Source organism: Streptomyces sp. SDr-06 (genome assembly GCF_003324565.1).
Lineage (GTDB): Bacteria > Actinomycetota > Actinomycetes > Streptomycetales > Streptomycetaceae > Streptomyces.
In genome coordinates this window covers 148779-163101 of the sequence record NZ_QOLA01000015.1, presented here as the reverse complement: position 1 = coordinate 163101, position 14323 = coordinate 148779, and the positions used below count along the sequence as shown (strand labels likewise).

The 14323-nt window shown below is 70.4% G+C and carries 14 protein-coding genes; 11 read left to right on the top strand and 3 right to left on the bottom strand.

Annotation, left to right across the window (positions count from 1 at the left end):
* The first annotated feature begins 52 nt into the window (after positions 1–52).
* The 5 genes from DT019_RS26855 to DT019_RS26835 all read left to right on the top strand — a co-directional run bounded on the left by DT019_RS26855 (position 53) and on the right by DT019_RS26835 (position 5702).
* Positions 53–790 carry a Phenylacetic acid catabolic protein gene (locus tag DT019_RS26855; RefSeq protein WP_114039497.1) on the top strand — a complete coding sequence of 246 codons (738 nt, stop codon included), beginning with the start codon at positions 53–55 and terminating at the stop codon, positions 788–790.
* 74 nt (positions 791–864) lie between these two features.
* A complete protein-coding gene (locus DT019_RS26850; protein WP_114039496.1) occupies positions 865–1659 on the top strand; it encodes a hypothetical protein in 795 nt (264 codons plus the stop codon).
* A gap of 81 nt (positions 1660–1740) precedes the next feature.
* Entirely contained in the window at positions 1741–2817 is a 1077-nt protein-coding gene (locus DT019_RS26845; RefSeq protein WP_223279770.1) for a Leu/Phe/Val dehydrogenase, read from the top strand.
* A gap of 82 nt (positions 2818–2899) precedes the next feature.
* Positions 2900–3520: a nitroreductase gene (locus tag DT019_RS26840; RefSeq protein ID WP_223279769.1), complete on the top strand. Its 621-nt coding sequence runs from the start codon at positions 2900–2902 to the stop codon at positions 3518–3520.
* Between the two features lie 118 nt (positions 3521–3638).
* A complete protein-coding gene (locus tag DT019_RS26835; RefSeq protein ID WP_189389949.1) occupies positions 3639–5702 on the top strand; it encodes a transglycosylase domain-containing protein in 2064 nt (687 codons plus the stop codon).
* Positions 5703–5717: 15 nt separating this feature from the next.
* Here DT019_RS26835 and DT019_RS26830 read toward each other — a convergent pair whose 3' ends face one another.
* A complete protein-coding gene (locus tag DT019_RS26830; RefSeq protein ID WP_114039493.1) occupies positions 5718–6365 on the bottom strand; it encodes a response regulator transcription factor in 648 nt (215 codons plus the stop codon).
* A complete protein-coding gene (locus tag DT019_RS26825; RefSeq protein WP_114039492.1) occupies positions 6350–7609 on the bottom strand; it encodes a sensor histidine kinase in 1260 nt (419 codons plus the stop codon). The genes DT019_RS26830 and DT019_RS26825 overlap by 16 nt, the downstream gene beginning before the upstream one ends.
* Before the next feature lie 239 nt (positions 7610–7848).
* Here DT019_RS26825 and DT019_RS26820 point away from each other — a divergent pair, with 239 nt between their 5' ends.
* From DT019_RS26820 to DT019_RS26795, 6 genes are all read left to right on the top strand, one after another.
* Entirely contained in the window at positions 7849–8277 is a 429-nt protein-coding gene (locus DT019_RS26820; protein ID WP_114039491.1) for a hypothetical protein, read from the top strand.
* Between the two features lie 342 nt (positions 8278–8619).
* A complete protein-coding gene (locus DT019_RS26815) occupies positions 8620–10527 on the top strand; it encodes an ATP-binding protein (protein ID WP_114039490.1) in 1908 nt (635 codons plus the stop codon).
* A 7-nt stretch (positions 10528–10534) separates the two neighbouring features.
* Positions 10535–10969, top strand: coding sequence for a roadblock/LC7 domain-containing protein (locus DT019_RS26810; protein WP_114039489.1), 435 nt, complete (start codon positions 10535–10537; stop codon positions 10967–10969).
* A 2-nt stretch (positions 10970–10971) separates the two neighbouring features.
* Positions 10972–11343 carry a DUF742 domain-containing protein gene (locus tag DT019_RS26805; protein WP_114039488.1) on the top strand — a complete coding sequence of 124 codons (372 nt, stop codon included), beginning with the start codon at positions 10972–10974 and terminating at the stop codon, positions 11341–11343.
* Positions 11321–11938, top strand: coding sequence for a GTP-binding protein (locus tag DT019_RS26800; protein ID WP_114039487.1), 618 nt, complete (start codon positions 11321–11323; stop codon positions 11936–11938). The genes DT019_RS26805 and DT019_RS26800 overlap by 23 nt, the downstream gene beginning before the upstream one ends.
* A 2-nt stretch (positions 11939–11940) precedes the next feature.
* A complete protein-coding gene (locus DT019_RS26795) occupies positions 11941–12513 on the top strand; it encodes a GAF domain-containing protein (RefSeq protein WP_114039486.1) in 573 nt (190 codons plus the stop codon).
* Positions 12514–12537: 24 nt separating this feature from the next.
* Here the strand turns inward: DT019_RS26795 and DT019_RS26790 are convergent, their stop codons facing one another.
* Entirely contained in the window at positions 12538–13743 is a 1206-nt protein-coding gene (locus DT019_RS26790; protein ID WP_114039485.1) for an acyl-CoA dehydrogenase family protein, read from the bottom strand.
* Between the last annotated feature and the right edge of the window lie 580 nt (positions 13744–14323).

Genomic DNA, 14323 nt, shown 5'->3' with positions numbered 1-14323 from the left:
GTCACGAACCGGCCGGATAGTCTCAATTTCTCGGCTACCGGAGGAGATTCGTATGGCGACTGTCTATTCGGAGAATGTGAGCCTGGAGAACGTCGGTGAACTCCCCGAGGAATACCGGGAGGTGCTGACCCATCAGATGCTGGCCAATGGTGAAGGCGAGCTGAGCGCGGGCGACACCTACGTCGACTCGTTCTACCCGCTCGCTCCCAACGCCGACGAGCGCTATATGTGCCTCAAGTTCGGCATGGAGGAAGTGGACCACTTCCGGCGCTTCGCCAAACTGCTCACCCCGCTCGGCATCGACACCTCGCACATGGTCAACCAGGCCGTCGCGGACCGCCGTTACTTCCCGGCGGAGAGCATGACCACCCAATTCACGGTCTGGGAGGAGCGCGCCGCGTTCAGCTTCCTCTGCGAGCTCGAAGGGCATTTCCAGATCAAGGAGATGACCACGAGCACCTACGCGCCCCTGCGGGTCGAGGCCGACGCCATCCTCAAGGAGGAGGCCCGGCACTTCGGCTACGGAAAGCGCCTGATGCAGGAGGCGTACGACGCCGGCGCCCAGTCCCGCGACCGCGCCCAGAAGGCGCTCGACCGGTTCTACCCGATGGCGCTCGACATGTTCGGACGGCCCGACTCCCGCCGCGGACGCCTCGCGGTCAGGTGGGGCCTGCGCAAGCACGACAACGGCGAACTCCGCGAGCTCTACAAGACGGCGATCGCCCAGCACATCGAGAAGATCGGCTTCTCCGTCCCCAAGGTCGACCCCTCACAGCTCCAGTTCGCCTGAGCGGCGCCGGCCCACCCTCCCCGGAACGATCCGCTTCCCTCGGAACCCCAGCCACCTCACCGGAGTAGGAATCGATGACGACGACCGACATGCTGATCGACCGGATCAAGACGCACCGTGTCTTCGCCCACCCGTTCTACGACCACTGGGCCGCCGGGCCCCCGTCCGCGGACGTCTCGGGCGCGCTCTTCCACCAGGTGCAGTCGTTCTGCGCCTCCACCCGCCCCGGCGGCGAGTTCCCGGCCGCGCTGCGCGGCCTCGGCTGGGACGAGCAGGCGGTCCTCATCGAGGAGATCGTCGACAGCGAGTCCGGACACGGCCCCGAACTCGCCACCATGGCGGGCCACATCGTGAACCGCACGGGGTCCCAGGTCTTCGACGACGTGTATGACACCGAGCGCGTCGAGGCATGGCTCAAGGACTCCTCGGACCGGCTGCTGGCCACCCTGCCGGGATACGACCGCGAGACCGGCCTGACGGCCCAGGCGAAGGCCGCCATCGAGGTGTTCCGGCGCCGCTTCTCCTCCGATGCCGCCACGACCGTGCGCAACCTGGGCACGGCACTCGCCCTGGAGATCATCTCCAATCAGTCGCTGATCCCCGGCGAGAAGCGCGCCCTGATCGACTCCGGTCACTACAAGGCCGGACTCGACGAGCCGGAGATGCACTACATGGCGGAGCACTGGGGTGACGCCGGTGCCGAGCAGCAGCACGAGGCGAATGTGATCCGCGCCGTCTCGACCGTCATGGACGCGTCGAACAGCGACCAAATAGCCCAGGGCGTCGAGGACTTCCTCGAATCACTGTGCGCGCTGTGGGACGTTCTGGACGCGGCGCTCCTCTCGTCCGGATTGCAGCCGGCCGCATAACTCTCTGCCGGACGGGCCGGCGGTCCGCATCCGTGCGGACCGCCGGCCCGGATGTCACTGGACGAAATTCTGGGGTGGGTTATGAGTGTGTTCCACGAAATGGACGGCCACGAGCAGGTTCTCTTCACCTCCGGCCCGGGCGGGCTGCGCTGTGTCATCGCCATTCATTCGACCTTGCTGGGCCCCGCGCTCGGCGGCGTGCGATTCCTCCCGTACCACGATGACGACCAGGCGATCGGCGACGCGTTGCGCCTTTCCCGCGCGATGACGTACAAGGCGGCCTGCGCGGGCCTGGACATCGGGGGCGGCAAAGCGGTCATCTTCGGCGGTCCCGGTGTGGAGAAGTCCGAAACGCTGCTGCGTGCTTTCGGCCAGGCCGTCGAGAGCCTTTCCGGGCGGTTCATCGCCGCCTGCGACATGGGCATCACCACCGCCGACCTCCGCGTCATGAGCAAGGAGTCGCGGTGGATACGGGGCCTGGACGTCGAGGAGGGCGGCTCGGGTGAATCCGGTGCCATGACGGCGTACGGGGTGAACCTCGGCATCCGGGCCTGCCTGAAGTACCTCGACGGAAGCGACAGCCTGGCCGACCGGCACATCGCGATCGACGGTGTCGGCAAGGTCGGGGCACGGCTGGCGGCCCATCTCGCCGAGGGCGGAGCCCGGTTGACGGTGGCCGACATCGACCAGGAGAAGGCCGAGCGGGTGGCCGAGACCTGCGGTGCGGAGGTCGTCAGCCGCGAGAAGCTCTACCTCCTGGACGTGGACGTCCTCAGCCCGAACGCGATCGGCAACGTCATCGACGCCGACCTGGTGGACAAGCTCCGCTGCCGCGTCGTGGCGGGCGGGGCCAACAACCAGCTCGCCGGGCCCGCCATCGCGGAGCGCCTCGCCGCGCGCGGCATCCTCTATGCGCCGGACTTCGTGATCAACGCGCTCGGCCTGATCCAGGTGGTCGACGAACTGCACCCCGCGGGCCACGACATGGACCGCGTCAGGCACCGCGCGCGGCTGATCCCGGAGCGCCTCGTCGAGATCTTCACCCGGGCCAAGCACCTGAACATCAGCACGGCCGCCGCCGCGACCAGCATGGCCCGCGACCGCCTCGCCGCGGTGCGGGGAGTGCGCTCGTTCTGGCTGCCGCCGCCGTGCGGGTAGGTGCGGGACGCCGGGGGCCGTGCGCCCGGCGCCCCACGCAGGGAGCAGGCATGCCAGGGACCGCGACGAGGAGCGAGCACTGATGGAGCTGGAGGCCGCCATACGGACCCGCCGCAGCGAGCACCGGCTGATCGAACCCGCCCCGAGCGACGAGGAGTTCGTCGATCTCCTCGGCTGGGCGGCGACCGCACCCGACCACGGCCACCTGCGCCCGTGGCGCTGGATCCTCGTACGCGGTGAGAGCCGGGCGGCACTGGGGGAGGCCTTCGCGTCCGGCGCCACCGACGCCGAGGCCGTCCGCCGCGAGGGACGCAAACCCCTGCGGGCACCGCTCCTGGCGACCCTGGTCTTCGTGCCCCGGCGCAGCCATCGCGTACCGGACTGGGAGCAGCTCGCCGCGAGCAGCACCATGGTCAACTCGCTGATGCTGCTCCTGCACGACCGGGGGTTCGGCAGCATGTGGCGCACCGGCTCGTCCGTCGACTCGGCCGGCACCCGTGCGCTGCTCGGCCTCGCGCCCCACGAGCGGCTCATCGGCTGGCTCTACGTCGGCAGCCCCGACCCCACCCGGCGCTCCGTCCCGCGCGAGCCGGTCGCGGTCAGCCATCGGGTGTCCCTGTTCACCGCCCCGGCCGACCCGGTGCGGCCGGGAGAGCCGCAGTGCACGGGCGTGATCCCCGGCACAAGCGATCAAGCGAAATGATCAAACCTGGGCCACGGAGGGGGCCGGGGCAGCCAGCCCCGGTCCCACGCGGCCGGAATTACCCTTCAAAGACGATTATTTGAGGCGATTCATAGGTCTGCTGCGTATGTTTCGCCCTATGCCCCTCATGCGCTCCCGCCTGCCCGGATCCCCCGTTGTCCGCACCCTGAAGTTCCTCGGGGTGAGCGTCCTGGCGGGGGCGCTGGCCGCCGGGATCGCGCTGCCCGCGGCGGGCATGCTGGGGCTGGGCGCCAAGTCGGGCGCGCAGAGCTTCAACAGTCTGCCCGACGAGTTCAAGACTCCTCCGCTCTCCCAGGCCTCCCAGATCTACGACGCCGACGGCGGGCTCATCGCCACGGTCTACGACCGCGACCGCACCGTCATACCGGGCGACCAGATGGCCCCGGTCATGCGCAAGGCGCTGGTCGACATCGAGGACAACCGGTTCTACCAGCACGGAGCGGTCGACCTCCAGGGTGTGCTGCGCGCCCTGAACAAGAACGCGGCGAGCGGCAGCGTGGCCCAGGGCGGTTCCACCCTCACCCAGCAGTATGTGAAGAACGTCTTCGTGGAGCAGGCGGGCAGCGACCAGAAGGCGGTCCTCGAAGCCCAGCGCCAGACCCTCGGCCGCAAGATCCAGGAGCTGCGCTACGCGATCGAGCTGGAGCAGACCCTGCCCAAGGAACAGATCCTCACCAACTACCTGAACATCACGTTCTTCGGCGAGCAGGCGTACGGGGTCGAGGCGGCCTCCGAGCGCTACTTCAGCGTGCACGCCAAGGACCTCTCGCTGCCCCAGGCGGCGCTCCTGGCCGGGATCGTCCAGTCGCCGACCATGTACGACCCGGTCACCAACGGCCGCCTCGCCAAACAGCGCCGCGACACGGTGCTGGCCAAGATGGCCCAGTACGGTTCGATCACCGACGCCCAGGCCCAGCAGGCCATCAGCACACCGATCAGGCTCAAGGTCAGCGCGCCCCGCCAGGGCTGCATCACCGCCCAGCAGGGCGAGGGTTTCTTCTGCGACTACGTCCACCGGGTCGTCCTCACCGACGCGGCGTTCGGCAGGACGGCGAACGAGCGGCAGGCGCTGTGGAGCAGGGGCGGCCTGCAGATCCGTACGACGCTGTCGCCCAAGGCGCAGAAGGCGCTCCAGCAGTCGGTCACCTCCCACGCGTACACCACGGACGACGCCGCCGCGGTGATGAGCCTCGTCCAGCCCGGTACCGGCAAGATCGTCGCGATGGGGCAGAGCCGTGACTACGGCCTCGGCGCGCACCAGACCGAGATCAACCTCAACGTCGGTACGGACATGGGCGGCGGGCTCGGCTTCCCGACGGGCTCCACGTTCAAGCCGATCGTGGCCGCCGCGGCGCTGGAGAAGGGCATGACCCCGAATCAGCAGTATCCGGCGCCGTACTCCATGCCCTGGCCCGAGATGTCCGACTGCTCGGGCCACACGTATCCGGAGAACGGCGAGGTCCACAACGACAGCCACTCCCTGACCGGGCCGTTCGCCATGCCGGACGCCATGGCCCAGTCCGTGAACACCTACTTCGCCCAGCTGGAGGCCGACACCGGTCTGTGCGAGGTGTCCAAGATGGCCAACGCGCTGGGCATCACCGCCCAGGCGGGCGGCACCAAGCTGCAGGTGGTCCCCTCGCTCACCCTGGGCAGCAACGACCTGACCCCGCTGGAGATGGCCAATGTGTACGCGACCTTCGCCAACCACGGCACGTACTGCACACCGGTCGCCATCACGTCGGTGACCAGGCCGGACGGCCGCAGCGTCGCGGTGCCGCAGGCCGACTGCCATCAGGTGATGTCCGCGGAGACCGCCGACACCGTCACCACCATGCTGCTCGGCGTCGTCCAGGACGGCACCGGCAAGCCCGCGGGGCTCACCGACCGCGACAGCGCGGGCAAGACCGGCACCACCGACGAGAGCAAGCAGGTGTGGTTCGCCGGGTACACCCCCGAACTGTCCGGCGCCGCCGTCGTCAGCGACACCCGCAGCCCCCAGGACCTCGACGGCCAGAGCATCGGAGGCGACACCGTCGGCCAGGCCTTCGGCGGCACCCTCGCGGGGCCCGTCTGGCGCGACGCCGTCGAAGGGGCCCTCGCGGGTGACCCGGCCGGGACGCTCACCACGACCCCACTGCCGGGGCGCTCGCAGCACTGAGGGGGCGAACCGTGGTCAGGGGTGGTTGAGGTAGGCGAGGACGGCGAGGACCCGCCGGTTGTTGCTGTCGTCGTCGGTGATGCCGAGTTTGCCGAACATCGAGGTCGTGTACTTGCTGATCGCGCTCTCACTGAGGAAGAGGCGTCGGCCGATGGCCTGGTTGGAGAGTCCTTCGGCCATGAGGCCGAGCACGGCGTGCTCGCGCTCGGTGAGCCCTTCGAGCAGCCGGTTCGATGACCCGCTGGACAGCAGCTTGGCGATGACGGCCGGGTCCATCGCGGTGCCCCCGCCGGCGACTCGTTCCAGCGCGTCGATGAACTGGTCGGCGTCGAACACGCTCTCCTTGAGGAAGTAGCCGATGCCCCCGGCGCCGTCGGCCAACAGCTCGCGGGCATAGAGCTGTTCGACGTGCTGGGAGAGGATCAGGACGGGGAAGCCGGGCATCTCGCGACGGGCGGCGAGGGCCGCCCGCAGCCCCTCGTCCGACTGGGTCGGCGGCATGCGGACGTCCACGACGGCGACGTCCGGCCGGAACTCCCGCAGTGCCGCCAGTGTCTCGGGCCCGGTGGCCGCCGTCGCCACCACCTGGTGCCCGTACGCCTGGAGGAGGCGGACCATCCCGTCCCGCAGGAGGTAGAGGTCTTCGGCTACAACGATGCGCATGGCACCATCATCCTCACCCGCGTCGGGCCGCCCACCGGGCTGGTGATCTCCACGGTGCCGTCGAAGACGGCGAGGCGTCGGCGCAGCCCCGCCAGACCTCCACCGGCGCGCACGACGGCGCCGCCTGTGCCGTCGTCCTCGACCTCCACGACGATGGCGGGGCCGCTCCGCCCGATGGCGATCCGCGCCCGGCTCGCGCGGGCGTGCTTGACCGCGTTGGTCACCAGTTCGGCGATGCCGAAGTACAGGGCGGACTCGATCGGCGGGTCCAGGCCGAGTTCGCCGTCGGCGCGGACCTCCACCTCGAGCGGGCTGTCCAGGGCGAAGGCGCGTACGGCGTCGATGAGCCCGCGTTCGTTGAGCACGGGCGGGTTGATGCCGTGGACCAGTTCGCGCAGTTCGGTCAGTGACGTGCTCGCCCCGGCCCGTGCCTCCTGCATCAGCGCCCTGGCCTGCTCCGGGTCGGTGTCCATCAGCTTCTCCGCGGTCGCCAGACAGAGCCCGAGCGCGACCAGGCGCGCCTGGGCCCCGTCGTGCAGGTCCCGTTCGATCCGGCGGATCTCGGCGGCCTGCGCGACCGTGGTGTCCGCGCGCTGGGCGGTCAGCTCGTCCACCCGGTCGGCCAGCGCCATCGCCGCCGACGCCCCCAGGAAGCGGGCGGCCACCGGCCGAAGGGGCCGCCAGGCGTACGGTGCCGTGACGACGGCCAGGACCAGGCCGAGCAGGCCGACGAGGCGCGGGGCGGGCCCCGGCCCGCCGGACCCCAGGACCGCGGCCGCCACCCCGGCGGGGGGAACGGCTGCGACCGCCCCCGCGGTGACCGGCACGATCAGGGTGAACCGCAGGTCGCGCCAGGTGGCGGGATCCTTCCACCGCAGCCGCATCCGCTGGTCCAGAGCGGCGTCGCGGCTGGTGCGCTCGTAGCCGAAGCCGTTCCACCAGTAGCCGGTGGACAGCTGTGTCACGGGCCCCGGCCGCCGGTACCCGGAGGGGATGACGGTGCCGGTCCACCGCGCGACGAGGACGCGGACCAGGCGGCAGACCGGCCGGGACAGACCGAGCGTGCCCGCACAGACCAGCACGGCCGGTGCGAGCCACGACCACGGGTTCGCGGGCCCCCACCAGATCCCCAGGACTGTGGAGGCCGCCCACACCGCCGGAATCACCAGGGTGACGCCCACCACCGCACAGGCACGGACGAACCCCACACAGACCCGGACCACCCATGGACGCAGCTGTCGCATGACCCTTCCTTCCCCTTCCCGTCCGACCGTGGCACCCGCCGCCTTCACCGAGCCCACCAGGTCCCCACGGCTTCGTGATCTCCACTCTGCACCGCTCACCGGCCGGCGCGCCCCGGATCGGACGGGGAGTGGGTCTGGACCCACCCGCCTGTGCGCCCAGACCCATACCGGCTCCTGGGCGCGCTTCCTAACGTCGACACCACACCGGACATCCCGAAGCGCCCCAGACGGAGGAAGCCATGTACACCACCATCCCCAAAGCCACCCCGGCAGACGCCCTCACCCAACGCGCCTTCCGCAGGGCGAGGTTCATCGTCACGGCCTACGGTGTGCTGAGCGCGGCCGTCCTTCTCACGGTCGTCATCCGCGCGCTCACCGGACACACGGTGACCTCGTTCATGTGGGGCCGCTCGGGCGGAGTGCTCGCGAGCGCCGTGGTGACCCACTGGCTGACGACCCTCGCGGCACGGGGAAAGCGGTGGGCCTACGTGCGGGTGCGCGTCATCTCGCTCGCCGTGCCGATCACGATCGTCGCCCTCGACATGATCCCGGGTGCCCTCCCGGCGTGGTTCGTCGCCCTGCAGGTGGCCTGCGCCCTGATGATCGCCGCGACGGCCTTCGTCGTGAACGGGGCGGGTGTGCGTGCGGCGTTTCCCAGGGTGGGGTGAGGGGGTGGGACAGGACGGGGGAATGCCCCTTCGAACCCACTTCCAGCCCGCCCCCCGGTCAAGCATGGGCCAAGGCTTCCGTAGGATGTGAAGCGGAACGTGCGGGGGCGGGACAGGGCATCGGCCGTTCCGTGGGGGAGAGTTGAAGATCCCGCACGTTATCGGTCTGTCGTACGATGCGTCATACCAGAGCGGGACGCTGTGCGTGGAACTTTGCCAACTGCGCACCGAGGGTGATGGATTGGCGACTACGGTGAGTGGTCGACGATCAAAGTGGGCCTTACATCAGCCGAGTTGGGCCTGCCAGAATGATCCATGGGACCCAACGCACCGAGGACGCCGATGTCTCATCTCCGCGCACCCGCCGCGCGGCCGGACCGCCGCGAGGGCGGGCGGCACGGCCGCAACGCCACCCGGCCGCACCAGCCCACCGCCGAGACCGGGCAACCGGCCCCCGCGGGCCGGGCGCCGACGCCCCCCGGGCCGCGCCCGTCGCCCGAGTCCCGCATACGTCCGCAGCTGCTGCGCGCCGCCGTGCTGCCTGCCACCGTGGCGGTGCTGTGCGGCGCGGCGGCCGTCGCGTTCACCCTGCACTCCACCGGCCGCCACCCCTCGGTGGGGCTGTGGGCCGTGCTCGCGGGCCTCGCCGCGCTCGCCATCGCCGCGCTGGTCGCGGCCGGGATCGGCGCCGACCGGGCGGCCAAGACTGTGCTCGGCCGGGCCAACGGGCTGCGCCGGGGCAGCGCCCGCTCGGCCGCCGATCTCCGTACGGTCGTGGAGGCGCTGCGCCGCGGCGAAGGACCGCCCGCGCGGCCCGCACCGGCGCAACTGCCAGCCGGCGCCGACGAGTTCGAGCTGCTCGCGCACGAGCTGAACCGCTCCCACGACGCGGCCGTGGCCGCCGTGGTGCAGGCCTCCCAGCTCTCCAGCAGCGTCGGCAACGAGCAGAAGGTCGAGGTCTTCGTCAACCTCGCCCGCAGGCTCCAGTCCCTCGTGCACCGCGAGATCCAGCTGCTCGACGAGCTGGAGAACGAGGTCGAGGATCCCGAGCTGCTCAAGGGGCTCTTCCACGTCGACCACCTGGCCACCCGCATCCGCCGCCACGCCGAGAACCTCGCCGTGCTCGGCGGTGCCATCTCACGCCGCCAGTGGTCCCACCCGGTCACCATGACCGAGGTCCTGCGCTCCTCGATCGCCGAGGTGGAGCAGTACCCCCGGGTCAAGCTGGTCCCGCCGATCGACGGCACGCTGCGCGGGCACGCCGTGGCCGACGTCATCCACCTGCTGTCCGAACTCGTCGAGAACGCGACGGTGTTCTCCGCGCCGCACACCCAGGTGCTGCTGCGGGCCCAGTTCGTGACGGCGGGGCTGGCCGTGGAGGTCGAGGACCGCGGCCTCGGCATGCCGGTCACCGAGCAGAACAAGATGAACGCGCTGCTGTCCGACCCCGACCAGGTCAACGTCGCCCACCTCCTCCAGGACGGGCGCATCGGGCTCTTCGTGGTCTCCGCGCTGGCCCGGCGGCACGGCATCGCCGTCCGTCTCCAGACCAACATCTACGGCGGCGTCCAGGCCGTACTGGTGCTGCCGCAGGGCCTGTTGGGCTCCGAGCCCGAGGGGCTCAACCAGCCGGGCAGGCCCGAGCCGCAGGCGGAGCGCGACAGCACCGGCCAGATTCCCGTCGTGCCGTCGCCCGCGCAGGCCGCGCGTCCCGCCGAGGTGAGCGCGCCCCTGCCGCCCGCCGTCCCCCAGCCCGCCATCGCACCCCCCCAGCCGGAGCCCGTACACCAGGCGCGGCACGGCATCGACCTGATTCCGCCGCCCCGACAGCAGCTGACCGAGCCGACCACGGCCGGTCACGGCAGCGGGCCGCTGCCCGTGCGCGGGGCGCACGACGAGCGGCCCAACCCGGCGGCCGCACCCCCCGGCATCCAGCACGGTGTGGCCCCCGAGACCATCGAGTCCCGGATGCCCGTGACCCCGAGGGCCCAGAACGGCGCCGTGCGCGGCACCATGGGCCGGCCCGACCTGCCGCGCCGCCGCAGCCAGGAACACCTCGTGCCCCAGCTGCGGGACGCCCCCGCACCCCGCAGGGAGGATGAACACGCCCTGCACGACCCGGGGTTGATGGCCGCCTTCCAGCGGGGGATCGGCCTCGCAGAGGCACAGCAGAGCCACCCCGCACAGTCGACCCACCTCTCACCCCAGGCGCTCCAGTCGGAAACTGACGCCGAACACTCCAAGGAGTAGATGCACCATGGCGAGCGATGCGCCGACCGGACACCACTCGGACCTCGACTGGCTGCTGAGCGGACTGGTCCAGCGGGTGCCCTACACCCGCAATGCGGTTCTGCTCTCCTCCGACGGTCTGGTGAAATCCGTTCACGGACTGGACACCGACAGCGCCGACCACATGGCGGCGCTCGCCTCGGGCCTCTACTCGCTCGGCCGCAGCGCGGGGGCCCGTTTCGGCGACGGGGGCGAGGTCCGGCAGGTGGTGGTGGAGCTCGACTCCACGCTGCTGTTCGTGTCCACGGCCGGCTCGGGCACCTGTCTCGCCGTGCTCGCCGGCCGGGAGGCCGACGCGGCGGTCCTCGGCTACGAGATGGCCATGCTCGTCAAGAGCGTACGACCGTATCTCGTCACGCCGGCCAGGCAGGGGGCCGGGACACCGAGCGGCCTGAGGAGTTGACCGTGGCGGCCCCGCAGGACGGGCCGTGGCTGGACGACGCGGCCGGGCGGCTCATCCGCCCCTACACGGTCAGCAACGGCCGGACCAGGCCGACCGCGACCCTGGACCTGCTCTCCCAGGTCATGGCCACCGGCACGGTCCCCCAGACGCACCTGGGCCCCGAGCACTCGCAGGCCCTCGGCCTGTGCAAGGGGCCCACATCGGTGGCGGAGATCTCGGCGCACTTACGGCTGCCGGCCGTCGTCACCAAGGTGCTCCTTTCCGATCTGGTGGACTGCGGGGCGGTGACCGCCCGGGCCCCCCGCTTCCACCACACACCCACCGACCGATCTCTGCTGGAGGCAGTGCTCGATGGCCTACGACGACGGCTTTGACGCCCTGCCCGACGGGGACGCCGCGGACCTCTTCCCGACCGCGCTGAAAATCCTCGTCGCGGGCGGCTTCGGGGTCGGCAAGACGACCTTTGTCGGGGCGGTCAGCGAGATCGAACCGCTCTCCACCGAAGAGCTCCTCACCACGGTCAGCGTGGCCCACGACAGCCTCGAAGGGGTCGAGTCCAAGACCACCACGACGGTGGCCATGGACTTCGGCCGCATCACCCTGGACGACCGCCACGTGCTCTACCTGTTCGGCACGCCCGGGCAGGAGCGCTTCTGGTTCATGTGGGACGAGCTCTCCGAGGGGGCCCTGGGGGCGGTGATCCTCGCCGACACCCGGCGGCTCGACGAATGCTTCTCCGCCGTCGACTTCTTCGAGCGGCGGGGGATCGGATTCCTCGTCGCCGTCAACGAGTTCGACGGCTCCTACCATTACGACCCGGAGGAGGTGCGGGCCGCCATAGACCTCAAGCCCGAGGTCCCCGTCGTGCTGTGCGACGCCCGCATCGGCAGCTCCGGCATCCGCACGCTGGTCACCCTGGTCCAGCATCTGCTCGCCACCATTCCGGCAGCCACCAGCCATGGAGCTTGACTATGACGTACGACCCGACCGGCCATCTCCTGCTCACCCCCGTCGACCGGGAGGCGCCGGTCCGCGTCCAGCGGCTGCGGCAGCTGGGCATGGGGGAGCGGCCCGACCCGGCCTTCGACGAGTTCGCGCACAAGCTCGCCGAGGTGACCGGAGCGCCCTTCTCGATGGTCAACTTCATTGACGAGAACCAGCAGTTCTTCGCCGGGCTGCACACGCCGAACGGCACGCACAACGGCTCGGACCTGGGGGCGGCGGCCGCCGCGTCCGGCGGGGTGAGCCGGATCATGGCCCGGGACCACGGCTACTGCCCGCACGTCGTGGTCCGGCGCAAGGCCCTGGTCCTGGAGGACGTGTGCGACTACCCGCGGTTCGCGGGCAACCCGGTCGTGGACGAGATCGGCATCCGGTCCTACCTCGGGGCGCCGCTCATCGACCGTACGGGCATCGCACTCGGCACGATCTGCGTGGTCGACACCGAGCCCCGGCCCTGGGGCAGGGCCGGCCTGGAGACGATCAAGTCGATGGCCGCGGAGCTGATCGAGCAGATCCACCGGCGCGAGGACGGCCGCATCTGAGCCGCCCCCGCGATGCGCGTACGGTCAGTGGGCCGCCGTCAGCTCCTCCATCCGCACCAGGTCGGAGAGCCGCTCGGACCACTGGCCCTTCGCCGTGCCCAGCGCCACCTCCGCCAGCCGCAGCAGCTGTACGTCCGAGGTGCCGGCCGGGGCGAAGATGTGGTGGGCGTCGCGCAGGTACCGCTCGATGGGCCGGTCGGTGAACAGCCCGGCCGCCGCGTGGATCTCCATGGCGTTGCGGGCGGAGTCCAGGGCCGACTCGACGTTGACGACCTTCGCGTTCATGAGCTCCGCGTCGCACGGCAGTCCCCGGTCGAGCAGGTCGACCGCGTGGTAGGCGACGAGCCGGGCCGTCATCAGGCGGGACTGCAGCTGCCCCAACTTGATTTTGATGTTGGGGAGTTCGTGCAGCGGTTTGCCGTAGCGGATCCGCTCGGTGCAGAACCTGGTGGTCTCCTCCAGGATCGCCTGGTGGATGCCGAGGGAGACCGCGGTGAGGTTGGCCCGGCCGTACAGGACGCTGGAGGAGTACGCGACGGCGAGCCCGTCGCCCTCCTCGCCCAGCCGATTGGCCGCCGGGACACGGCAGTTGTCGAAGAAGACCTCGCCGAAGCTGAAGCCGTGCAGCCCCATCGACTCGCGGTGCTCGCCCAGCGAGAAGCCCGGCCGATCGGACTCGACGAGGAAGGCCGACAGCCCCTTCGATCCGGGTCCGGTGCGCAGGACCACGCCGTGAAGATCACCGACGTGACTGTTGCCGACATATACTTTTCGGCCATTGAGGACGTAGTCGTCCCCGTCGCGGACCGCGCTCGCCGCCATGCCCAGCACGTGTCCGCCCGACTCCGGTTCGGTGACGGCGATCGTCGGCAGGCACTCACCCGCGGAGACGGCCGGGAGCCAGGTCTTCTTCTGCTCCTCGTTCCCGAAGTGCACGATCTTGGCGACGCCGAGCTGGGACGCCTGTACCATCGCGCCCATCGCGCCGCTCACCCGCGACAGTTCCTCGATGATGATGGTCTTGCCGAGGTGGCCCACTCCCATCCCGCCGTACGCGGGGCTCACGGTGGCCCCTATCCAGCCCTGCCGGGCGATGAGCCGCGACAGCTCGTGCTGGACGGTGCGGGCCCTTTCCATCTCGGCGATCCGGGGCCGGACCTCGCGTTCCGCGAAGTGGCGTACGTCTTCCCTGAGTTGTTGGTGAAGCCGGCTGTTGAAGTATGCGTCCATCCGCGAGCCCTCCTCCGCGAAACGCCTGCCGCGGGAGGCCCCGGCAGGTGGTGCATCGGCAGTGGTCCCGTCCCGAAGAGGCCGACCCCCATCATGCTGTGGATCACCTTCGGTGGGTACAACATTCAGCGTCAACTTTGGCCAGAATCAAGCGTGTTGACGTTTGAATGACGATGTGTTGTGTGCGGGCCGGCCCGTTCGGTCCCAGTCGATTGCATCCCCTTCACACAACTTTCTGCCACATGCCAACGGCAAAGGTTTCGTGGGCATGTGGCACTGAGGGCCAGGAAACGGAATCAGATGGGCACCGTCGTGACATCTGGGGACAACCGAAGAGCCGATTCCGCTTCAACATCGACGAAATTGATCTCGCCTTCGCGTTCAAGGGTGACCACCGGAGGCAGGCGACCCCCTGCCGCCCGTCCCTGTGGCTCGTCTGGGGTGGCGTCGGGTGGCTAACCGGCCTGCCGAGTACGGCGGTTGGGTCGGCCCGGGCCCCTTCCCCAGCGGGCGTGGAAGGCCTCTGATCTCCGCGCTGACCTGGGGGTCCCGCGTAGGGCCCCCGGCGTGCCGGGGCCCG

Coding starts and splice junctions, on each gene's coding strand:
- DT019_RS26855 (WP_114039497.1), top strand. CDS start 53: ATGGCGACTGTCTATTCGGAGAATGTGAGCCTGGAGAACGTCGGTGAA.
- DT019_RS26850 (WP_114039496.1), top strand. CDS start 865: ATGACGACGACCGACATGCTGATCGACCGGATCAAGACGCACCGTGTC.
- DT019_RS26845 (WP_223279770.1), top strand. CDS start 1,741: ATGAGTGTGTTCCACGAAATGGACGGCCACGAGCAGGTTCTCTTCACC.
- DT019_RS26840 (WP_223279769.1), top strand. CDS start 2,900: ATGGAGCTGGAGGCCGCCATACGGACCCGCCGCAGCGAGCACCGGCTG.
- DT019_RS26835 (WP_189389949.1), top strand. CDS start 3,639: ATGCCCCTCATGCGCTCCCGCCTGCCCGGATCCCCCGTTGTCCGCACC.
- DT019_RS26830 (WP_114039493.1), bottom strand. CDS start 6,365: ATGCGCATCGTTGTAGCCGAAGACCTCTACCTCCTGCGGGACGGGATG.
- DT019_RS26825 (WP_114039492.1), bottom strand. CDS start 7,609: ATGCGACAGCTGCGTCCATGGGTGGTCCGGGTCTGTGTGGGGTTCGTC.
- DT019_RS26820 (WP_114039491.1), top strand. CDS start 7,849: ATGTACACCACCATCCCCAAAGCCACCCCGGCAGACGCCCTCACCCAA.
- DT019_RS26815 (WP_114039490.1), top strand. CDS start 8,620: ATGTCTCATCTCCGCGCACCCGCCGCGCGGCCGGACCGCCGCGAGGGC.
- DT019_RS26810 (WP_114039489.1), top strand. CDS start 10,535: ATGGCGAGCGATGCGCCGACCGGACACCACTCGGACCTCGACTGGCTG.
- DT019_RS26800 (WP_114039487.1), top strand. CDS start 11,321: ATGGCCTACGACGACGGCTTTGACGCCCTGCCCGACGGGGACGCCGCG.
- DT019_RS26795 (WP_114039486.1), top strand. CDS start 11,941: ATGACGTACGACCCGACCGGCCATCTCCTGCTCACCCCCGTCGACCGG.
- DT019_RS26790 (WP_114039485.1), bottom strand. CDS start 13,743: ATGGACGCATACTTCAACAGCCGGCTTCACCAACAACTCAGGGAAGAC.